The organism is Mesorhizobium sp. WSM4832 (assembly GCF_055811115.1).
Genome location: NZ_JBVVQH010000008.1, coordinates 49,128 through 70,856 on the forward strand (window position 1 = coordinate 49,128; position 21,729 = coordinate 70,856).

General features: G+C 63.5%; 18 protein-coding genes. 8 read left to right on the forward strand and 10 right to left on the reverse strand.

Translation table 11 applies throughout. The features are described 5' to 3' along the window. Positions 1-84: 84 nt before the first annotated feature. Both AC0L2L_RS13300 and AC0L2L_RS13305 read left to right on the forward strand, forming a co-directional pair. Positions 85-1,161 carry an extracellular solute-binding protein gene (locus tag AC0L2L_RS13300; protein WP_473578954.1) on the forward strand — a complete coding sequence of 359 codons (1,077 nt, stop codon included), beginning with the start codon at positions 85-87 and terminating at the stop codon, positions 1,159-1,161. After that, entirely contained in the window at positions 1,158-2,456 is a 1,299-nt protein-coding gene (locus AC0L2L_RS13305) for a flavin monoamine oxidase family protein (protein ID WP_473578955.1), read from the forward strand. Before AC0L2L_RS13300 ends, AC0L2L_RS13305 begins: the two co-directional genes overlap by 4 nt. Here AC0L2L_RS13305 and AC0L2L_RS13310 read toward each other — a convergent pair. From AC0L2L_RS13310 to AC0L2L_RS13320, 3 genes are read right to left on the reverse strand one after another with little or no spacing between them, the layout of a single operon-like run. Continuing rightward, on the reverse strand, positions 2,420-3,493 hold the full coding sequence (locus AC0L2L_RS13310) for an ABC transporter ATP-binding protein (protein ID WP_473579209.1): 1,074 nt from the start codon (positions 3,491-3,493) through the stop codon (positions 2,420-2,422). The genes AC0L2L_RS13305 and AC0L2L_RS13310 overlap by 37 nt on opposite strands. A gap of 28 nt (positions 3,494-3,521) precedes the next feature. Further along, a complete protein-coding gene (locus AC0L2L_RS13315) occupies positions 3,522-4,343 on the reverse strand; it encodes an ABC transporter permease (RefSeq protein ID WP_027166562.1) in 822 nt (273 codons plus the stop codon). After that, positions 4,340-5,257 carry an ABC transporter permease gene (locus AC0L2L_RS13320; RefSeq protein WP_473578957.1) on the reverse strand — a complete coding sequence of 306 codons (918 nt, stop codon included), beginning with the start codon at positions 5,255-5,257 and terminating at the stop codon, positions 4,340-4,342. Before AC0L2L_RS13320 ends, AC0L2L_RS13315 begins: the two co-directional genes overlap by 4 nt. 290 nt (positions 5,258-5,547) lie before the next feature. Between AC0L2L_RS13320 and AC0L2L_RS13325 the strand changes: the two genes are divergently transcribed. After that, entirely contained in the window at positions 5,548-6,966 is a 1,419-nt protein-coding gene (locus tag AC0L2L_RS13325) for an aminotransferase (protein ID WP_473578959.1), read from the forward strand. Between the two features lie 211 nt (positions 6,967-7,177). On the opposite strand, the gene AC0L2L_RS13330 is transcribed toward AC0L2L_RS13325, so the two are convergent. Further along, positions 7,178-8,434: an aromatic ring-hydroxylating oxygenase subunit alpha gene (locus AC0L2L_RS13330; RefSeq protein ID WP_473578961.1), complete on the reverse strand. Its 1,257-nt coding sequence runs from the start codon at positions 8,432-8,434 to the stop codon at positions 7,178-7,180. Between the two features lie 475 nt (positions 8,435-8,909). On the opposite strand from AC0L2L_RS13330, the gene AC0L2L_RS13335 reads away from it, so the two are divergent. Further along, on the forward strand, positions 8,910-9,320 hold the full coding sequence (locus AC0L2L_RS13335; protein WP_473578963.1) for a hypothetical protein: 411 nt from the start codon (positions 8,910-8,912) through the stop codon (positions 9,318-9,320). A gap of 365 nt (positions 9,321-9,685) precedes the next feature. Here AC0L2L_RS13335 and AC0L2L_RS13340 read toward each other — a convergent pair whose 3' ends face one another. Next, complete coding sequence (locus AC0L2L_RS13340) at positions 9,686-11,788, reverse strand: GAF domain-containing sensor histidine kinase (RefSeq protein ID WP_473578965.1); 2,103 nt, start codon at positions 11,786-11,788, stop codon at positions 9,686-9,688. A 132-nt stretch (positions 11,789-11,920) separates the two neighbouring features. After that, positions 11,921-12,649: a response regulator gene (locus AC0L2L_RS13345; RefSeq protein ID WP_473578967.1), complete on the reverse strand. Its 729-nt coding sequence runs from the start codon at positions 12,647-12,649 to the stop codon at positions 11,921-11,923. Between the two features lie 93 nt (positions 12,650-12,742). Between AC0L2L_RS13345 and AC0L2L_RS13350 the strand changes: the two genes are divergently transcribed. Continuing rightward, on the forward strand, positions 12,743-13,429 hold the full coding sequence (locus AC0L2L_RS13350; protein WP_473578969.1) for a winged helix-turn-helix domain-containing protein: 687 nt from the start codon (positions 12,743-12,745) through the stop codon (positions 13,427-13,429). 71 nt (positions 13,430-13,500) lie between these two features. On the opposite strand, the gene AC0L2L_RS13355 is transcribed toward AC0L2L_RS13350, so the two are convergent. Both AC0L2L_RS13355 and AC0L2L_RS13360 read right to left on the reverse strand, forming a co-directional pair. Further along, the gene (locus AC0L2L_RS13355; RefSeq protein ID WP_198021659.1) at positions 13,501-13,665 is read right to left on the reverse strand and encodes a hypothetical protein; all 165 of its coding nucleotides are present in this window, start codon (positions 13,663-13,665) and stop codon (positions 13,501-13,503) included. Between the two features lie 36 nt (positions 13,666-13,701). After that, a complete protein-coding gene (locus AC0L2L_RS13360) occupies positions 13,702-13,977 on the reverse strand; it encodes a hypothetical protein (protein WP_473578971.1) in 276 nt (91 codons plus the stop codon). 386 nt (positions 13,978-14,363) lie between these two features. On the opposite strand from AC0L2L_RS13360, the gene AC0L2L_RS13365 reads away from it, so the two are divergent. Beyond that, on the forward strand, positions 14,364-14,813 hold the full coding sequence (locus AC0L2L_RS13365; protein ID WP_473578973.1) for a L,D-transpeptidase: 450 nt from the start codon (positions 14,364-14,366) through the stop codon (positions 14,811-14,813). Positions 14,814-14,958: 145 nt separating this feature from the next. Here the strand turns inward: AC0L2L_RS13365 and AC0L2L_RS13370 are convergent, their stop codons facing one another. Both AC0L2L_RS13370 and AC0L2L_RS13375 read right to left on the reverse strand, forming a co-directional pair. Next, positions 14,959-18,042, reverse strand: a complete 3,084-nt coding sequence (locus AC0L2L_RS13370; RefSeq protein WP_473578975.1) for an efflux RND transporter permease subunit — start codon at positions 18,040-18,042, stop codon at positions 14,959-14,961. After that, a complete protein-coding gene (locus AC0L2L_RS13375) occupies positions 18,039-19,331 on the reverse strand; it encodes an efflux RND transporter periplasmic adaptor subunit (RefSeq protein ID WP_473578977.1) in 1,293 nt (430 codons plus the stop codon). The genes AC0L2L_RS13370 and AC0L2L_RS13375 overlap by 4 nt, the downstream gene beginning before the upstream one ends. Positions 19,332-19,479: 148 nt before the next feature. Here AC0L2L_RS13375 and AC0L2L_RS13380 point away from each other — a divergent pair, with 148 nt between their 5' ends. Further along, positions 19,480-20,028, forward strand: a complete 549-nt coding sequence (locus AC0L2L_RS13380; RefSeq protein ID WP_473578979.1) for a TetR/AcrR family transcriptional regulator — start codon at positions 19,480-19,482, stop codon at positions 20,026-20,028. A gap of 77 nt (positions 20,029-20,105) precedes the next feature. After that, entirely contained in the window at positions 20,106-21,707 is a 1,602-nt protein-coding gene (locus AC0L2L_RS13385) for an inorganic phosphate transporter (RefSeq protein ID WP_473578981.1), read from the forward strand. The last annotated feature ends 22 nt before the right edge of the window (positions 21,708-21,729 follow it).

Below are 21,729 nucleotides of genomic sequence, written 5' to 3' on the forward strand. Positions count from 1 at the left end.
TCGAACGAAGCAGGCGGGCTCGCCAAAGCTCCTGAATTCTCCTAACTTCGCTTCAACCGTTTGCGATGGGGGAGTTCTCGCGTCATGAAATCCATGCTTCGCCGCCTTGCCCTGGCCGCCGTCGTCACCGTCGGCGCGGGTAGCGCCTATGCGCTTGCCGAAGGTGGCGGCGACCTCGTCGTCTTCGACTGGTCCGGTTACGAGGACCCGCTGCTGCATCCGGCCTATGCCGCCAAACACGGCGCCGAGCCGACCTTCTCCTTCTTCGGCGATGAGGACGAGGCCTTCGAGAAGATGCGCGCCGGCTTCAAGGCCGACATCGCGCATCCCTGCTCGCAAAGCGTGGTGAAATGGCGCGAGGCCGGGTTGCTGCAGCCGCTCGATACCTCGAAGATCGCGGGCTGGAAGGATCTCAATCCGGGCATCATGGCGATGAAGGATCTTGCCACCACCGCCGACGGCAAGGCGTGGTTCATGCCTTTCGACTGGGGCAACACCTCGCTGCTCTATCGCACCGACAAGGTGACGGCGCAGGAGGCGCAGTCGCTGAAGATTTTCGCCGATCCGAAGTTCAAGGGCCGCGTCACCATCGGCGACAATGTCGATGACGCCTATGCGCTGGCAAGCCTGGTCATCGGCCTGAAGGACTGGACAAAGATGACGGACGAACAGTTCAGTCAAGCTTCCGCCTTCCTGCGCGACGTACACAAGAATGTCCGCTTCTACTGGACCGATGACACCGATCTCAACCAGGCTTTCACCGGCAACGAGGTCGACCTGGTCTGGGGCTGGAACGAGACCTATGTGACGCTGAAGGGGCAAGGCATGCCGATCGCCATGAACCGCGACACCAAGGAAGGCATCTCGACCTGGGTGTGCGGCTACGTGCTGATGAAGGACGCGCCGGGCAAGCTCGACCAGGCCTATGATTTCCTCAGCGCCGTCAACGCGCCGGATGTTTCGGAGTATATGGTGAAGACCTTCGGCTACGGTCACGGCAACAGTGCCGGCATGGCGGCGATGGACCAGAAGCTGCTCACCGAGCGCGGCTTCGACAACCTCGACAAGTTCCTCGACAAGACGCTGTTCCAGCAGCCGGTGGCGCCGGACCTCAAGCAGCGGATGGTCGCCGAATTCGAGAAGATCAAGGCCGGCTATTGAGCAGTATCATTGCAAGGACCGACGTCGTCATCGTCGGCGCCGGCTTCACCGGCCTGTCCGCCGCGCTCGAACTGAAGCGCGCCGGCATCGATTTCCTTGTCCTGGAGGCACGCGACCGCGTCGGCGGGCGCGTCGAAGCCATCCGAAACGGGCTCGGCGAAATGATCGACAGCGGCGGCCAGTTTTTCTGCGAGGACATGCCTGAAGTAACGGCGCTGGCTGCGGCGCGCGGCAAGACATTCGTCGAAACCTATGTCGACGGCGAATTCATCACCTATCCGTCGATGTCGGCCGCGAAGGCCGAGCGCATGTATCGCGCCGCCATGGCGATCCGCGAGCGCATGAACAGGATCGAGCCGGACGATCCGGCAATCACCGGCTTGAGCGTTGCCGACTGGCTTGAACGCCAGCAGGATGACGCCGATGCCAAGGCCGGCTTTCGGTCGATGATCGAGGGCCTGTGGTGCCTGCCGCTGCACAAGGTGCCGCTGTGGTATCTCATCGATAATGACCGCCGCATCACCAATGAGGTGCCGGAGCTGCAATATTCCTTGGGCGAGACCATGCAGTCGCTCGCCGACGATCTGGCGAGCGATCTCGGCGATCGGCTGCGGCCGAATGAGCCGGTCATGCGGATCGAGCATGGGGTGCAAAGCGTTCGCGTAGCCACCCCCAGCGGCCTGATCAACGCGCAGGCGGTGCTCGTTGCGGTTCCGCCGGCAACGGCCGCGAAGCTCGCTTTCGCGCCCGCCTTGCCGCCGGCCTTATCGAAGGCGCTCGGTGTCTGGGAAAGCGGCGCCGTGATCAAGATGCTGGTGCGCTATGCCAGGCCGTTCTGGCGCGAACGGGATTTGAGCGGCATGGTGATGTGGCGCGACCTGCCCGGCCTGTTTGCCTGCGATGCCAGCAAAGATGCCGGGCATGCCGCGCTCACCGTCTTCGTCGGCGGGCCGCGCGCTTTGCGCTGGCGCCAACTGGGCGAGGCGGCGCTGCGCGCGGAGGTGACGGCAAAGCTTGTCGATGCGCTCGGCCCGCAGGCCGCCGAGATCATCGATTTCAGCTCGCGCGATTGGACAAACGACCCCTGGAGCGGCGGCGCCTATAGCGACCTCATCGTCGACGTGACGGCGCGCGATGCCGAGCGCATCATCCTTGCCGGCGCGCCGCCGGTCTATTTCGCCGCTTCGGAAGTCTCGCCATCTTTCCCGGGCTATGTCGAGGGGGCGATCGTCGCGGGACGCATCGCGGCGGCCAAGATTCAGTCGGCCATCGCCACCAGCGCCTCGGGGTCGTAGGCGAGACGGATCGGCGCGCCGACCGGAATGTCGTCGGCGCCGAAATCGTTGGTCTCGGTCACCGAAAGCGGCTTTTCCAGCCCCGGTATCTCGACGATCAGATGCGTGATCTCGCCGAAATAGTGGCGCTCGACGACCTTGCCGGCGACTTCGAATTTCGCCGTCGTGTTATCCCATAGCACGCGCAGCCGCTCCGGCCGGATGCCAAGCGTGGCGGCGCCACCGTTGCGCACGAAAGCCCTCGGCTTGTCGGTCCTGACGCGGCCGAAACCCAGCGTGTTGAGCAGCAGCGAAGCGCCGTTTTCCTCGACGATCTCGGCCTTGACGAAGTTCATGCCGCCGAGGAAATCGGCCACCTGCCGATTGACGGGGCGCTGGTAGATTTCCTTCGGCGAGGCGACCTGCGCGATGCGGCCGCCGAACATCACGGCGATGCGGTCCGACATCGCCAGGGCCTCATACTGGTCGTGCGTGACCAGCACGAAGGTGATGCCGACCGCCTGCTGCAGCCGGCGCAACTCGACCTGCATCTGCTCGCGCAGCTTCTTGTCCAGTGCTGAAAGCGGCTCATCCAGCAGCAGCACCTTGGGCCGCATCACCAGCGCGCGGGCGAGCGCGACGCGCTGGCGCTGGCCGCCGGAGAGCTCGGTGGCGTGGCGCTTGCCGAGACCGGTCAGCGACACCTGCGCCAGCGCTTCCTCGACACGGCGCTTCTCCTCGCCGGCGCCGAGCCTCAGCCGCTTCAGCCCATAGGCGACATTCTGCTCGACATCGAGATGCGGGAAAATCGCATAGCTCTGGAAGACCATGTTGGTCGGCCGCCGGTTGGCCGGAATGCCGTCCATCGGCTGGCCGTCGACGGCGATGGAGCCGCTTGTCGGCGTGTCGAAGCCGGCGATCATGCGCAGCAGCGTGGTCTTGCCGCAGCCGGAGGGCCCGAGCAGCGAGAAGAACTCGCCCTCCCGGATCGCCAGCGAGGCATTGTCCAGCGCCTTGAACGATCCGTAGCTGCGCGTGACGTCGCGGATTTCGATCATGGTGCGGTCTGATTGGGACTGGACCCGCTCAAGCATAGAGGCCTCCCTCGTTGTGGGTGCGTCTGGCCGCGCGGCGGCGCAGGATCTCGGCAATTGTCATCAGCACGAAGGACGCCAAGAGCAGCAATGTGCCAAGCGCCAGCACGCCAGGAAGCTTGGCCGCAAAACGCAGCTGGCCCCAGATGTAGATCGGCAGCGTCGCCTCGGTGCCGGTGAGGAAGAAGGCGATGATGAATTCGTCCAGCGAGATGGTGAAGCAGACGAGCAGGCTGGAGATGATCGCCGGCGCGACCATCGGCAGCGTCACGCGCCGGAAGGTGCCGAAGGCGCTTTCGCCGAGATCGGCGGAGGCTTCCTCGAGGCTTCGGTCGAAGCCTTCGAAGCCGGAGGTCAGCACCGTCATCGAGTAGGGGATGCAGACCAGCACGTGGCCGAGCACGACGGTGAACAGCGACAGGCTCAAGCCGAGCTGAAGCATGACCAGCAGCATCGAGATGGCGACGATCACCTCGGGGAGCACCAGCGGCGCCATGATCAGGCCGTTGATGGCGCGGCGGCCGGGATAGCGGTAACGGGTGATCGAGCGGGCGGCGAGGATGCCGAGCACCGTCGACAGGATCGAGGCCGAGACGCCGACGATGAGGCTGTTCCAGGTGGCGTCGATCAACGCCGGCGTGCGCGGCAGATCCTCATACCAATGAAGGGTGACACCCGAGAGCGGGAACTTCGGCGTCGCTGCCGTGTTGATCGAAAAGATCGGCAGGAAGATCACCGGCAGATAAAGGAAAAGCAAATAGAGGACGGCGTAACTCGACAGCCAGCCGGGCAGGAAGCGTCTTATCGCCGTCATCGCGCCAGCCTCTGCAGGGCGCGGAAGACCAGCACGGTGGCACCGGCCATCAGCGAGACGATGATCATGGTGGTGACGGAGAGCGCAGCACCCAGCGGCCAGTTCGACGCCTTGCCGAACTGCGCCTGGATGGCATTGGCGATCATGACGCCGTCCTTGCCGCCGACCAGCTTGGGCGTGACATAGTCGCCGACGGTCGGGATCATGACGATCAGCGCGGCCGAGATGACGCCGGGCGCCGACAGCGGCAGGGTCACGCGCAGAAAGGAGCGCAGCGGCCCGTCGCCAAGGTCGGTCGCCGCTTCGACCAGGGTTCGGTCGACCTTCTCCAGCGAAACGAAGATCGGCAGGATGGCGAAGGTCGCCCAGGCATGGGTGAGCGTGATGATGACGGCTGTGGAATTATAAAGCAGCGCGGTCGACGGCTCGTCGATGATGCCAAGGCCCATCAGGCCGGAGTTGAGCACGCCGTTGTAGCCGAGGATCACCTTCCACGACATCACGCGCAGCAGGTAGCTCGTCCAGAACGGGATGGTGATGAGGAACAGCCACAGGCTCTTGTGGCGGCCGCCATGGAAGGAGATGAAGTAGGCGATCGGATAGGCCAGGGCCACGGTGAGTAGGCTGACCGTCAGCGAGATGTAGAGCGAGCGCCAGAGCAGGTCGCGGTAGATCGGCTCTGTCAGCGCGATCCGGTAGTTCTCCAGCGTGAAGGTGTGGTCGATGGTCAGATAGTGCTGCGTCCAGAAGGAATGCGCGATGACGACCAGGATCGGCAGGACGAGAAGAATAAGGGCATAAACGAAGGTCGGGCTGATCAGGGCAAAGCCCTGGACGGCTTCCGATTGCAGAAGGGGGCTTCGTCTCAATCCCGCCATGCGTAACGGGGGCGACCCTTCCGCCGCCGCCGTCATTGCAGCGCTCCGGGCGTGATTTCAGTAGCTGGCTCGGACTGTCCCGCCATGCGGCCTTCCCATTCGTAGCGCCGGCTGCCTGTTCCCGATTTATGCTTGGAGCGTGATCGCTCCCTGGCTTGCCGGCTTTCTTTCATCATGAGCGCATCCGCCGATTGAAATCAAGCGCTATTTCTGTAATATTGATTGAACGGACATTCAAAATCAAGTGAAGAAAGGCCGAATTTCCACGGCTTTCCGCACCCCTTGATGTCCAAGGAAATTCTGCAACCTGATGATGTGAGGCGAAGATGGCGGCTCAAAGCAAGATCAAGGCAAGCGAACTCGTCGAGCCCGGCGATGACGACGCGGTCGCGCTCGCCAAGCGCCATCTCGTGCAGCCCTGGCCCTATGCCGGCTCGGTCGGCAACGAGGCGCGTGCGCTGATCGCCGAGGGCGACGGCATCTACATCACCGATGCCTCCGGCAAGCGGCTGATCGACGGCCCGGCCGGCATGTGGTGCATCAATGTCGGCCATCGCCGAGAGGAGCTGGCGAAGGTCATGTACGACCAGGCGATGGCGCTGTCCTACAACACGCCATGGTATACGATGAATGCGCCGTCGGCCGAGCTTGCGCGGCGTATCGCCGATGCAGCACCTGGCGACCTCAGCCATACCTTCTTCACCACCGGCGGCTCGTCAGCGGTGGAGACGGCGCTGCGCTTCATGCAGTTCTACAACAATGTGCGCGGACGGCCGGAGAAGAAGCTGATCCTCAGCCGCGGCGGCGCCTATCACGGCTCGACCTATCTGTCGGCCTCGCTCAATGGCCGCCCGCGCGACCGCGACTGGATGGACGGCGCCGACGAGCTGGTGGTGAAGCTATCCTCGCCCGATCCGTTCCGGCGGCCGAAGGGCATGAGCATCGCCGCCTTCACCGATTTCCTGGTCGACCAGTTCCGTGACACGATCGCGCGCGTCGGCGCCGATCGGATCGGCACCTTCGTCGGCGAGCCGGTACAGGCTTCCGGGGGCGTCATCGTGCCGCCGGACGGGTATCTCAAACGCATCCGCGACATCTGCCGCGAGAACGACATCCTCTTTGTCTCGGACGAGGTGGTGACGGGCTTCGGGCGGCTCGGCCACGTCTTCGCCTCCGGCGATGTGTTCGGCATCGAGCCTGACATGATCACTTTCGCCAAGGGCGTGACATCGGGCTATTTCCCGCTCGGCGGCGTCATCATCTCCGAGCGGCTGCTTGAAGAACTGCGCCGTTCGAACCATCCCGACGCCTTGTTCGGTCATGGCCTCACCTACACCAGCCATCCGATCGGCTGCGCGGTGGCGCTGAAGAACCTCGACCTCTTGGAAGAGGGCGTGCTCCAGCACACGCGCGAGATCGCGCCCTATTTCCAGGCGCGGCTGAAGACGTTGGAAGAGCTGCCGCTGGTCGGCGAGGTGCGCGGCGCCGGCCTGATGGCTTGCGTCGAATGCGTCGCCGACCGCGACAGCAAGGATCCACTGCAGCTCGACAAGGATGTCGGAAAACGCATCGACGCGCATTGCCACGAGCTTGGCCTTTTGGTGCGGCCGCTGATCAACATGTGCGTGATGTCGCCGCCGCTGATCATCTCACGCGAGCAGGTCGACGATATGGTGGCGATCCTGCGCGAGGGGATTTCGCGGACCATGGATGATTTGAGGAAAGAAGGGGTCTGGCGCGGGTGACGGCCTTTCCTTCTCCCCGTTTCACGGGGAGAAGGTGCCCAACGGGCGGATGAGGGGCGGCGCTGACATTGGCTGTTGGCCGTGCATGAGGGAACTCATCCGTTTAGGCGATAACCTCACCGGTCTGCGCTACGCCGGCTACAACATTCCATTCAGAAGATAGTCTTCTGAGGTTGACGGCAAGCCAATCGCGAGGCGCTGGCGCCGCCCCTCATCCGCCCTTCGGGCACCTTCTCCCCGTAGAACGGGGAGAAGGAAAGAAGGCTTGCCCCCTCGACCTCAGCGCGTCGTTCAGCCCCCACATGTCCTTTTCCTCCGGCGCCGTTTCGAGGTTCAGCACCGGAACCTGCTTGCGCAGGTGGTCGTGGTGGGTGCGCACGCCATATTCGAGGTCGGAGAGGTAGAAACCCTCGAAGGCTTCCGACAGCATGGACTCGTTTGACCACACCGAAAGCTGCACGTCCTCGTTCATTGTGTCGCGGTCGATGCGGTAGGCGAGGTAGCGCGCCGCCGCCTGTTCACGTGTCTCGTCCTTGTAGCGGTAGATGGCGCCGCGCAGCAGCGTCTCGCCGGTCGACAGCGGGAACTCCTGATAGAACTGCACGGATTCCGGCATGATCGACAGCGCGTTGTTGGGGAAGATGCCGTAGTAGATCCAGGCCTTGCGCAGATGCTCCGGCAGGTGTGAGGCATCGGGAGCCAGCTTGAGGTATTCGCGCACGCTCCAGCGCCGGCCCGCGTGCGGATTGTAGGTGGCGAAGGACCGCGACACGCCCTTGATGAAGGGTTCGTCGAAATAGGTCGCGCCATAGAGGTCCTGCAGCGCCGGATGCGCCATGGCGACGTGGTAGCCTTCATTGTCGACGTCGCGCACCGACTTCCAGTTGACCGGCGACTTTTGCGTCCAGATGCCCCAGGACGGCACCATGTCGGCTACATTGTAATGCGCCATTTCGGCCTCGATCGGCTTCAGGAGCTCAGCCACCGAAGGCTGCGGGCCTCCCTTGCGGAAGCGGATGAAGATGAAGCCCATCCAGATTTCGAGGTCGAGCGGCATCAGGCCGAATTCGGTCTTGTCGAGCTCGGGGAAGGAGCGCGGACGGGCCGCACCGCGCAGCGTGCCGTCTAGATTGTAGACCCAGCCATGGAACGGGCAGACCAGCGCGTTCTTGCAATTGCCCTGGCTATCGGCGACGACGCGGCTGCCGCGGTGGCGGCACATGTTGTTGAAGGCGCGCACGACGCGGTCCTTGCCGCGCACGATCAGCGCGCGTTCGCCGATCACGTCCATGGTCAGATAGTCGCCAGGGTCAGGCACGTCGGAGACGTGGCCGGCGATCTGCCAATGATTGCGGAAGACGTATTCCTTCTCGATCTCGAGAAGGGCGTTGGAATGATAACTCCACCCCGGCAAACCCCGCCGGTCCCAATCGTTGGGGATCGCCACGTCACGGAGGTGCGGGTTCATGGGGCAGGCTCTTCTTTTTGTTGAATACTCATTCAATATAAGCATATTTTTCATTGAAATGCAATGGCTTGCGGAAATATGAAAATTTCATGGCTGCAAGCCGAAGCCAGCCCGAGCCGGAAAAATCCCGGAAAATCCGAGCCTTAATCGAGGAAGCGGAACAGCAATTCCGAGCGCCGATAGCTATCGAGGACGGCATGTTTCGGTGGCACGCGGCGTGCGGCAGACAGAGGCGACGCGCTGGATTCAAGCGTTGCTGTGTGAGGCTGTTTACAGTCAGCCGGCCGCGACGGGTGCATATGTCCGCCGACCGGCTTCGGCGGAAGTCGAATGTTGCGGCAGGGTGAGCATGCCGGGTAGCCGGTGCCTGTTTCAAATCCTGTTACACAGGCAGTCGCCGCCAATCATCCGGCTGTTACCTGGTGCGATTAAGTTCGTTTCATACCAAAAAGAAAGATAACGAAGGGGACAACCGATGTTTGCGAAAGTTCGCGCTGCCGATACCAACCGCCGCCTGGACGGACCGGAGCGTAATGACCGCCGGCCGAAGCTTGCGCTGCGCCAGCGCGCCAGCGATCATCCGATGGCGATGTTCATGCTGATCGGCGCTTGCGCCTTCGTCGGCATGCTGGCTGCGCCCGCCTCCGGCCCGGCTTTCGCATCGATCAATCCGCCGGCCAATGTCATCGAGGGTGCGCAGACCACGCTCAAGACCGCCCGCCTGCCGGAACCCTTGATCGACTTTGCCTGCAAGGGCCAGAACTGGGGCGCCGAGAGCGTCGACTGCCTGCGCGCAATCGCCGAGCAGTCCGGCCAGCACAGGGAGCGTGCGGTGCGCATGATCGCCAACGCGGCGCCTCCCACCAACACGCCGAACGTTTTTTAAGAGATTATCACGACCTCCCCTGAGCGCACCCTCCAGCGCTCGAGTCAGGCTCCCGCCGCATGGTCGGTCGGGAGCCTCTTTTTTCGGGGTCTATCCATATTCAGGTAAGGCCGGCCTGCAAATGCGGGCTTCCTGCGCTTCCGGCCTTCGCCGGCCGAAGCACTCATGGTGGCGTGGCGGTTAAATCAGGGCTACGGCCCGCGTAGGCCGGTGCTCGCGTACTTCAAGTACGCTCCGCTCCGGTTCTCGGAACCCGCCATTTTCGACTCGGCCTGACCTGAATCTGAATGGACCCTGTGCTGGCGCCAGTTCAAAGCTCGCCGGCGCCTTTTTGCGATCTCGTTCTGGCCCCAGACCAGTCGCGCTCAGATGTGGGCGCCGTTGTCGGCGGCGGCTTCGTCGGCAATCGTTGCGAGGACGCCGCGGACATCGAGCGTCGAGAACGGCTTTTCCAGGATCTGCGGCCGCTGTTGCGGCGGCAGCGCCTCGATCTCCGCCTTGGCGCCGATCAGATCGCCGGTGACCAGCACGAAGCGCTGCGCCAGTCCCGGCCGTTCCGCCAGCAGTTCGCGGTAGATCGCCATGCCGCTGATGCCCGGCATGCGCAGGTCGGAAAAGACGATGTCGGGCGGCATATAGCCGTTCAACACGTCGCCAGCCGATGTCCAGCCTGCCACGACGCGCGACTTCAGACCCATCAGTTCCAGAATGTCGGACAACGAGGCGGCGACGTCCGGCTCGTCGTCGATCACCAGCGCGTGGCGCAGCCCGCTCGACCGCGCCGGACCTTCGCCGGGCGTGGCGCCCTTGCCCTCGATCGCCGGCAGTTGCACGACGAAGCGCGCGCCGTGCGGCTCTGCCTCCTCGAACCATATGTTGCCCTTGTGGCGCTCGACGATCGATTTCGAGATCGACAGGCCGATGCCGGTGCCGACGCCGACCGGCTTGGTGGTGAAATAGGATTCGAAGATGCGCGAGCGGATCGTCTCGGGAATGCCCGGGCCGTTGTCCTCGACGGAGAAGCCCGGATCGCCGCGTTCGCCGCGGAACGTCCGTACCTTGATGCACCGCTCGCCGGCGATGCCGGCCAGCGCGTGCTGGCTGTTGATGAGGAAGTTCGCCGCGACCTGCGTGACGTGGTCGGCGTCGGCCATGGCAAGCAGCGGTCCGGTGGCGAAATCGGTGTCGATGATGATGCCGCTGGAACGCGCGCCATAGGCGGTGACTTCGAGCGCCGCCCGCACCACCTGGTTGAGGTCCGTCTCGGCCTGCTCGGTCGGGTGCAGCCGCACCATCGACAGGAAGCTCTTGACGATGCGGCCGCAGCGCTCGGCGGCGGCGCGCACCTTCTCGGCGCGCACCTTGGTCTGCGGGTCGCTGGCGAATTCGTGCAGCAGCGTCGACTGCGCCACCACCACCGCCAGCGGGTTGTTGAGCTCGTGCGAGACGCCGGCCAGCAGCGAGCCCATCGCAGCCATCTTCTCGTTCTGGTGCAGCTTCTCGCGCTGGCGGTTGATTTCTTCCTCGGCCTGCAGCTTTTCGCGCAGGTCGCGGATCGAGCCGAAGATCAGGCGGCGGTCGGCAACGCGCATCTCCGTTGCGGTCAGTTCGATCGGGAAAATCTCGCCGGCAGCGTTCTGGGTAACGGTCTCCAGCCGCTGGCCGACCATCGGCGCGCCGCGGCCGGCCATGTAGTCGGCGCCTGACGCATAGCCCTTGCGGTAGTAGACCGGAACGATGGTATCGAGCAGGTCCTTGCCAAGGATGGCGCTGCGCTGGAAGCCGAACATCTTCTCGGCGGCTGGATTGAATTCGATGATCGAGCCCGACTCGTCGATGACGATGATGGCGTCGAGCGAGGCCTGCAGCATGGTGCGGCGGATCACTTCGCTGGCATGCGCCTCGGACGGCGAGCGCTCGATGGCGTCGCCGATGGCCAAAGCGATGATGTGCAGCGTCGCTTCTTCCTCATCCGTCCATTCGCGTTCGGCGACGCAGTCATTGACGGCGAGCGTGCCCCAAAGGTGGCCATGCGCGAAAACCGAGACCGACAGAAACGACTTGATGTTCTGTTTCTCGAAATCGGCTCTCAGGAAGCCGTCGAGGTTACGTGTGTGGCCGGAGAAGATCTTGCCCTGCCGCTCGTCCTCCTGCAGCCGCTCCAGCAGCGAGTCCGAGTTGATGATCGACTGCATGATCACGGTGGGGGAGGCGAGTTCGCCGCCGAAATCCGGATTGATCCAGTAGGCGGCGACGGATTGGGCAAAGCCTTCGCCCGGCAGTTCGCGCAAGCGGAAGAGAATGCCGCGCTGGCATTCCATTTTGCGGCACATCGTTTCCAGTATGCCGTCCATCTCGCGCTGCCAGTCGCCCGCCTCGCGCAGGCGGCGCACGACATGGACGGCCGCCATCGCGGCGCCACCCGGACGCGAGCCATGCATATCGGGACGTGCTGCATCAGCAGTCATGGTCGGCTGTCTCTCGAAACCCGCTTAGGCGCGTCGCGTCGAAAAGGATCGAGCGGCACGCTTAAGCCTGTGTTTGTGATGCATGTTGCCCAAAACCGCTGCGCACTTTTGCGCAACATGCACTGGGCGGGTTCAATTGCTGTCGCCGCCCGGCAGCGAGAAGATATAGCCTTCGCCACGCACTGTGCGCAGGAATTTTGGATTGGCGGGGTCGGCCTCGATCTTCTTGCGCAATCGCATGATGCGAATGTCGACCGCGCGCGATGATTCCGGATCCTCGACGAAGCCGATGGCTTCCGAAATCGCCGACCGTGTCAGAAGCCGGTTGGCGCGGGTGAGGAAAACCTCGAGCACGTCGAACTCGCTCTTGGCCATCTCGATGACCGCGCCATTGGCGCCGATGACCAGACGGCCGTCGAAATCGGCCTGGAAGCCGCCGAAATTCATGAAGCGGCGGTTGCCGGTTTCGGCCTTCGCCGTTTGCGGCTCGGCCAGCTGCGGCACGCGACGCAGCACGCTGCGCACCCGTGCCAGCACCTCGCGCAATTCGTATGGCTTGACGATGTAGTCGTCGGCGCCGAGCTCCAGCCCGACGATGCGGTCGAGCGCGGTGCCGGCGGCCGTGGCATAGATGACGCCGATCGGCGTTTTCGAGCGCAGCCAGCGGCCCAGCGACAGTCCGTCCTCGCCGGGCATGGCGATGTCGAGGATGGCGAGGTGGAAGGACTGAGCCTCGAACAGCGCGCGCGCTGCCGCGGCGTTCTCGGCCGTGACGACGTCATAGCCGTTGGCGCCAAGATACTCGGCAACGGCTTCCCTCAGATCCGGTTCGTCCTCAACGACGATGATTCGTGCCTTCACGACGCGCTCGCTCCCGCTTTCAGTGGAAAGTAGATTGGGTATAAACATGATGTCCAGCACTCATCTCGAGTTGTCTGTGGCGGGGTGGAAAAAATGGCCGCACGATCCGTCATTGCGCTTGTGTCCGTCGCCGAGGCGGTGGCGGGCGATCTCGCCAATCATCTCGACCGGCGCGGGCACGACGTGCGCCAGGCGCGCCAGCCATGGGAAGCGGAGACGCTGCTTTCGTCCGGAGATATCGATGTCGTGATCATCGGCGACGACGTCAGCCAAGCGGAAGGTCGGGAGTTGCTCAGGCGTTACGGCGGCGAGGGCGGTCCCGATTTCATCCTGATCTGCCGGCCGCGCGATCTCGTCGACAAGGTTCTGGCGCTCGAGCTTGGCGCCGCCGATGTGATCGAAAGCCCGCTCAACGTGCGCGAGCTTGCCGCGCGCATCGGTGGCCTGCTGACCAGGCGCGGCAGGGTCGGCGGGGAATTGATCGTGCTCGAGAACGCCACCGTCGACCTGCGGTCGGCCATGGTCATGCATCGCTCCGGCGCGGAAGACCAGCTTTCCCCGGGTCAGGTGGCGCTGCTCAAGCTTTTTCTGGCGAGCCCGCGCAAGGTGCTGACGCGCGACGACATCATCGCTGCCGCACCGGCCGAGAATGCCGACGCTTTCGACCGTTCGATCGACTCGCGCATCGTGCGGCTGCGCCGCAAGCTCGACACCGAGACCATCATCACCATCAGGGGCGCCGGCTACCGGTTCGATCCGCCGGTCTCGCGCAACGAATGAGCTCGAGTCAGCGAGCCGTTTGAGCATCGGGCTCCCCAAAGCGGCGGTCATTTGGCTCCGACGCCTGGCGCTCAGCGCACCACGATGACCGAGGGGCCGGATGACAGGTCGGCGCTGGCGGTTATCTCCGCCTGGGCGTGCTCCCTGAGCAGTACCGTCGCAAGCGCGGCAAAGCCCAGCAAGCCTTGCGCGTAAAGAAGTGCGGAAAGCACAGAGGCAGCAAATTTCGTCTTCATCTCTTTAAATCCCCAAATCTCGAAATCGTTGGTGCTTCAGGAAACTCCCGAAGCGCCCGCGCCGCCGACGGAGCCCCCCGCTGCGGCGCGGGCCTTCGGTCCTCTCGGCAGCAAGCAGCCGGAGGGGCCGCGTGTCCTCATCAGCCGAAGGCCAACCCGCCAGAGGGCCTTCAGCCGGTGGACGCGCAGGCTGGAAACGATCCAGACCGTGGCGATGAACAGAGCCATGTGCAGCGTCGAAACCTCGCCGGAACTCATCGTCGCCTGTGCCGTCACCGAGGTGCCGGCCACTGAGCCGGCGCCGCCGAGCACGATCGCCGCGACACTGATCCTGGGAAACCTGGGAGCGGAGTTTCGATTTTCGTTTGCAGATGTCTGTTCCCGTTACGTCAACCTGACGCCGGCCTGTATCCAGATCATGCCGCCGGAGAGGCGGTTTGTTGCAGATCGGTTTCGAAATTGGCTGTCAGACCGTCATATAAGGGTCAAATACACTTTCGTTTGCGCTGCAGCATGCCCCGCTAGTTGCAAATTGAGTGGCTGTCTCTGCCAGTTTTGGGACCTCCGGCGTTAACTTTTGGAAACAGATTCGAAACAGAAACGAGCATTAAGCGAAATTCAACTGAAACAGGCGCCCTCGATAAGGCGATCCATCGAATGAAGCCGGCTCGACCGGCAAAAAACAGAGAGGGATCGTCATGCATATTTCCGCCAAGCTCATCCATGTCGCCGCCGCGGCGTTCACCGGTGCAGCGCTGCTCTTCGGCGCCGGCAGCGCCGCTCACGCCAATCAGATCGTCGCCAAGGTTTCGCTGTCGCAGCAGATCATGGAGGTCACGGTCGACGGCCGCCCGACCTACACGTGGAAGGTGTCGACCGGTGACAGGATGCACATCACGCCGACCGGCTCGTTCAAGCCGACCCGCATGCATGAGATGTGGTATTCGAAGAAATACGACAATGCGCCGATGCCGCATTCGGTGTTCTTCAGCGGCGGCTACGCCGTTCACGCCACCTATGCCATCGGCCGTCTCGGCCGTCCCGCCTCGCATGGCTGCGTGCGGCTGCATCCGGATGCAGCGGCCGATTTCTATCAGCTGGTCGAGGTCTTCGGCCCCGCCAACACCAGCATCGTCATTGTCAAGTAACAGGCTGGGTCAAGTAACAGAACGGGTCAAGTAGCAGGCGGATTGCCGCCTTCGGAATAGCTCTGGCGCCGAAGCTGTGGGGCGACCGCCAAAAAAAGAGGCCGGGATTTTCCGGCCTCTTTTGTCTTTTTGCTTCGTCGCCTTGTCAGCTCGGCAGCGCCGGCATCAGGTTCGGATCGGGCTTTTCGGCAAGATGCGGCAGGTCCTTGCTGGCGATGAAGGTGTAGAACATCGGCACGACGAAGAGCGTGAACATGGTGCCGACCAGGATGCCGGTGAAGATGACCAGGCCCATCGAGTAGCGCGCGGCAGCGCCCGCGCCGCTGGAGACGATCAGCGGCAAGACGCCGAGCGCCATGGCCGCCGTGGTCATCAGGATCGGCCGCAGGCGCACCTTGGCCGAAGCGATGATGGCGTCGCGCCGCCGCATGCCATGTATTTCACGCTGCTGGTTGGCAAATTCGACCAGCAGGATGCCGTGCTTGGTGATGAGGCCGATCAGCGTGATCAGACCGACCTGGGTGTAGATGTTGAGCGTTCCCAGGCCGATGTTGAGCGGCACGATCGCGCCGAAGATCGACAGCGGCACCGCCATCATGATGATCAGCGGGTCGCGGAAGCTCTCGAACTGGGCTGCCAGCACCAGATAGATGACGATGACGGCTGCCGCGAAGGCAATCAGGATGGTATTGCCCTGCTCCTTTTCCTGCCGCGACTGGCCGGAATAGTCGATGAAGAAGGTGTCGGGCAGCGTCTCCTTGGCAATATTCTCCAGCGCCTGAAGCCCGTCGCCGGTGGTGACACCCGGCAGCGGCAAGGCTGAGATGGTGGCGGAATTCAGCTGGTTGAACTGTTCGATCGCGGCCGGCGAGGCGTTGGTCGAAATCTTCACCACGGCCGACAGCGGCACCATCTTGCCGTCGACGCTGCGAACGAAATATTCGCCGAGCTTCTCGGGATTGTCGCGGAATTGCTGCGGTACCTGCGGGATGATGTCGTAGCTGTTGGAATCGCGGTCGAACTGCGCCACTTCGGCGCCACCGACAAGCAGCGTCAGCGTATTGCCGATATCGGCAATCGGCAGGTTCAGCGCCGCCGCGCGCTCGCGGTCGATGGTGACGGTCACCTGCGGCGCGTCATAGGACATCGAGTTCTGGACGACGATGAAGCGACCCGAGGCTTGCGCCTTGTTCTTGATCTTTTCCGCCTGCTCGAAGACCTCCGAGGAGCCGCCGGTGGAGCGCACGACCATGGCAATCGGCAGGCCGCCGCCGGAACCGGGCAGCGTCGGCGGCGCGAAGACGAACGCCTCGACGCCCGCCACCTTGGCGAGGCGGCCCTGGATGTCGGCCTGAAGCTGCTTCGAATTGCGCTTGCGCTCGGCCCAGTCCTTGAAGGCGAAGCCGACGAAGGCGCTGTTGGTCGTGCCGCCGAAGGCGACGGCCGAGAACTGCGCCCTGGTTTCGGGAATGTCCCTCACCAGGCCCAGGATCTGGTTGACATAGGACTCGGTGTAGTCCGATGTCGCGTAGCGCGGCCCTGTCACGATCGAGAGCAGGAAGCCCTGGTCTTCTTCCGGCGCCAGTTCGCCCGAAGTCTTGGTGAACATGAAGCCGGTGAGCGCGACCAGCGCGACGACGATGATCAGCGTCACCGGCCGGTTTCTCAAGGAGGCGGTGACGGCCCGCTCGTAGACGCGCTCGACGCGGCCGAAGACGCCGTCGACGATGCGCTGGAATCGGCTGTGCGCGCCTGCCTTCAGGAGGCGGGCCGACATCATCGGCGTGATGGTGACGGCGATCACGCCGGACAGCACAACGGAGCCGGCCAGCGTGACAGCGAATTCGCGAAACAACGCACCGGTCAGGCCACCGGTGAAGGCCAGCGGCGCAAACACGGCGGCTAGCGTGATGGTCATGGCGACGATAGCCGAGAAGATTTCGCGCATGCCGTTGAAGGCCGCCTGCATCGGCGACATGCCCTCTTCTTCCATGTGGCGGTGGATGTTCTCCACCACCACGATGGCGTCGTCGACGACCAGGCCGATTGCCAGCACCATGGCGAGCAGCGACAGGAGGTTGATCGAGTAACCGACCGTAAACAGTATGAAACAAACGCCGATCAGCGACAGCGGGATGGTCACGATCGGCATCATCACCGAACGGAACGAGCCGAGGAACAACAGGATAACCAGGATGACGATGGCAACCGCCTCGCCGATGGTCTTGAACACCTCCTCGATCGAGGCGCTGATCTGGCCGGTCGCATCGTAAACGACCTCGATCGTCATGCCTTTCGGCAGCGTCTCCTGGATCTGCGGCACGAGCTTGGTGACCGCCGCAGCGGTCGTCAACGGATTGGCCGCCGGCGTCGGGAAGATGGCCAGGAAGGTCCCGGGCTTGCCGTTGAAGCTCACCCTGGTGTCGGTGCTCTCCGCACCGAGCTCGACACGCGCGACATCGCGCAGGCGCACCACCTGGCCATCCGTCGAGCGTATCGGGAGCTGGGCGAACGCCTCGGGCGTTTGCAGGGTGGAATGCACGGTGATCGAGGAGACCACATACTCGTTCTGGGTGTTGCCGGGCGCCGACAGGAAGTTCGAGTTGTTGATCGCGGTCAGCACGTCCACGGCCGTGGCGCCGCGGGCGGCGAGCCGGATCGGGTCGATCCAGACGCGCATGGAATATTCCTGAGCGCCGAAGATCTGGACGTCGGCGACACCTTCCACGGTCGAAATGCGAGGCCGTATGACGCGCTCGATATACTCGGTGAGCTGCTCCTTCGTCATGTTCGGATTCTGCATCGAGATGTACATCATCGCGAACTGCTGCCCGGTGCCCTTGACGATCACCGGGTCCTTGGCGGCGTCCGGCAGGGTGCCGCGCACGCCCTGGACCTTGGACAGCACCTCGGTGAGCGCGACGTCCGGATTGGAGCCGAGCTTCATCTGCACCGTCACGGTGCTGGAAGACGGGCGGCTGGACGAGGTCACGTAGTCGATGTTCTCCGTCGAGGCGACGGCGCGCGCGATCGGGGCGGAGATGAAGCCCTGGATCAGGTCGGCGCTGGCGCCAGGATAGGCGGTGGTGATGGTGATCGCGGTCTCGTCAACCTTCGGGTACTGGCGGATCGACAAGTTGAAGATGCCCTGGAAACCCAGGAGCAGGATCATGCAGGCCAGCACCGTCGACAGGACTGGCCGGCGAATGAAGAGGTCGGAAAAGCTCATTGCTGAACCTGCTTGTTCGCCGATTTGCTGGGGTCGATGGTGTTGTCGACGGCAACCGACATGCCGTTGAAGAGCCGGTTCTGGCCGGCCGTTACGACCTGGTCGCCATCCTTGAGGCCTTCGGTGATCTCGATCATGCCGTTGTTGCGGCGGCCGAGCTTGACGAACACCTGCGAGATGACGAGGGCCGGCTGCTGCGCTGCGTCAGCCGGCTTGGCGCCCTCGGCAGCCGCCTTGTCGGCCGGCTTTGCAGCGTTGTCGGCGGGTTTGGAGGCGTCCGCCTGCGGCTTGGCGACATCGCCAGCCGCCTTATCGGCGGCAGCCTTCTGCTCGTCCGGTTTTGCCGGCGCAGCCGCCGCACCCCCAGCAGATTTTGCCGGCTCGACGACGAAAACAAAATCGCCGTAAAGGCTCGTCGTCACCGCCGTCTGCGGCACGGAGATGACATTGTTCTCCTGCGGCAGCTCGACGCGGATCTGGACGAACTGGCCCGGGGTCAGCTTGCCTTCCGGATTGGCGACCTCACCGCGGATCGAAACCAGCCGGCTTGCCGGGTCGATCTTGGGATCGATGCCGCGAATGGAGCCGGTAAAGGACATGTCGGCGAGATTGCCACCAAGCTTGATGGCCTGGCCGATCTTGAGCAGCGGCAGCTGCTGTTCGGGAACGGTGAAGTCGACCCGCATCGTGTCGAGATCCTGGATGGTCACGACCGCATTGCCGGGTGCCAGATACTGGCCGATGTCGATCTTCGGAATACCGACCGTGCCGCCGAAGGGCGCGGACAATTGCTTCTGGTCGAGCACCGCCTGCAACTTGATCACCTGCGCGGCCGAGGCGTCCGCCGCGGCGCGCGCGGCATCAAGCGTGGCGTCGGTTCCGACGCCGCGCCGCTGCAGTTCGATCGCTCGGGCGAGCGCGGCCTGATCCGAAGCGGCCTGCGCCTTCTGCGCCACCAGATCGGCTTTTTCCACGGCATCGTCGAGCTGCACCAACACCGCGTCTGCGGCAACCTTCTGGTTGGCGTGGAAGAGGATGTCCTTGACGATGCCGCTCGTCTCGAGGGTCAGGTCGACGCCGCGCACGGCATTGACGGTGCCGATCGCCTCGATGCCGGGGGTCCACTCCGAAGGCTTGACGGTCACTGTCGAAACCGTCGCGGCCGGCGGCTTCATGGTGGCGAAAAACTGCTTGATGCCGGCATCGCGCATGAAGTTGAAGCCAACGATGCCGACGCACACCAGGGCGAGCAAAAGCAAAAATCCGGCGATGATGAAAAAGCGCTTCACGGAGAGACCCCTCGAGCCGGCAACCGGCAAAACAATCGATGCCGGGACACATATCGACGATAAGTCCCGATTTCAAATGGCGGGCGCCTTACTGTACCGGCTGGACGGTCTTGTCAATTCCGCATAGGCTAATGTACGGGGAGGCGCGATGAGAGTACCCAGGGCAAACTCACGCGAAAAGATACTTGCCGCAGCCGCCGACGTGGCGCGCGAGGCAGGCCCGGGAAGCCTGTCGCTTGAAGCGGTCGCCAGCCGCGCCGGAGTGTCGAAAGGCGGCCTGCTCTACAACTTCCCGACCAAGGCCAAGCTCATGCAGGGGCTTGTCGAAAGCTATCTCCGCGACTTCCACAAGGCATTGGAAACACGCGCGGCCGAGGCCGACCATGAGAGCGTGCTCTCGGCCTACATCAAACTGTCGGCCGACGATTGCGAGCGGCCGAAACCCTCGGCCTCCTGGATGTTCTCGGCGATCGCCGAAGATCCCGACTTCCTGACGCCGATAAAGGCGTTCAAACGCCAGCTGTTCGAACGGCTGAAGGAGGAGACGGACGATCTCGGCTCGCTGCTGGTCTGTTTTCTCGCCATCGAGGGCATGCGCAGCATGAATCTCTTCGATTCAAACGTGCTGTCGCAGGACGAGCGCGAGCTTCTGGTTTCCTCGCTGCTGAAGATAGCCGGTAGATCACCGAACGGTTAAGAGCGTCACACCAGCTTCATCCTAGCGACATAGCGTCCTCCCCGGTTCTTTGCTGCGAATGCAAAAGGAGTGGGACAATGGTGGACGTAGTTTCCAGTGAGGCGGGGATCCCGAGACCGGATCATCCTCTAGCACAATCGGGCGGTGCCAAATGGTTCCTGCCGGCTTTCGGCGTGCTGGTGCTCGTCGGCATCATCTATGTCGGCTATGCGCTCAGCCAGGACCTGGCCATCGCCAAGACGGTGCCCTGGATCCTGCTCGGCATCGCCCTTCTGATTGCGCTGGGCTTCGAGTTCGTCAACGGCTTCCACGACACCGCCAACGCCGTTGCCACCGTCATCTATACACGCTCGCTGCCGGCCGAATTCGCCGTCATGTGGTCGGGCGTCTTCAACTTCCTCGGCGTGCTGACCTCGAGCGGGGCGGTGGCGTTCGGCATCCTGTCGCTGCTGCCGGTCGAGCTCATCCTGCAGGTCGGCTCGTCCTCTGGCTTTGCCATGGTGTTCGCCTTGCTGGTCGCCGCCATCCTGTGGAACCTCGGCACCTGGTTCCTCGGCCTGCCGGCTTCGAGCTCGCACACGATGGTCGGTTCGATCATCGGCGTCGGCCTCGCCAACCAGTTCATGGCTCCGGCCGGAAGCGCCACCAGCGGCGTCGATTGGGGGCAGGCGACCAATGTCGGCACGACCTTGCTGGTCTCGCCGATCGTCGGCTTCTTCGCCGCCGCCGTGCTGCTCTATGCAATGAAGCTCCTGGTGCGCAACCCGGCGCTCTACGAAGCGCCGAAGGGCAACACGCCGCCGCCGTGGTGGATCCGCGCGCTGCTGATCTTCACCTGCACCGGCGTCAGCTTCGCGCACGGCTCCAATGACGGCCAGAAGGGCATGGGCCTGATAATGCTGATCCTGATCGGCGTGGTGCCAACCGCCTACGCGCTCAATCGCACGCCCGACATCAACTATCTCGAGGCCTACAAAACGGCTTCGGTCGGCGTCGAGACGGCACTAGGCAAGTACGTCAAGCCGGGCGTTACCGTTACGGACGCCAAGGCCGCCGTCCAGGAGGCCGTTCGCACCAAGGCCTGGAACGACCAGACGACGGTCGCGCTGCAGACCTATATCCACAACACCACGGCCGAGTTGCAGCCCTACGCCTCCGTCGACACCGTTCCGACCGATCTGGTCAGCAACGCGCGCAACGACATCTACCTGATCGGCGAAGCGCTGAAGCTGATCGACAAGAAGAAGCTGCTGCCGATGCAGGCGGATGACCTCAAGGCGGTGACCGACTATCACAAGGCGGTCGACAACGCGACGAAGTTCATCCCGCTATGGGTGAAGATCGCCGTGGCGCTGGCGCTCGGCCTCGGCACCATGGTCGGCTGGAAGCGCATCGTCGTCACCGTCGGCGAAAAGATCGGCAAGAGCCACCTGACTTATGGCCAGGGTGCGGCCGCCGAATTGGTCGCGATGATCACCATCGGCATGGCTGACCGCCTCGGCCTGCCGGTGTCGACCACCCATGTGCTGTCGTCGGGCGTCGCCGGGACGATGGCGGCCAACGGCTCCGGCCTGCAGTGGTCGACCGTGCGCAACCTGCTGCTTGCCTGGGTGCTGACGCTGCCTTGCTCGATCGCGCTCGCCTTCGTGCTGTTCGTGGTCTTCCGCCAGGTGTTCTGAGCGGCGGAACGTGCTTCCAAAA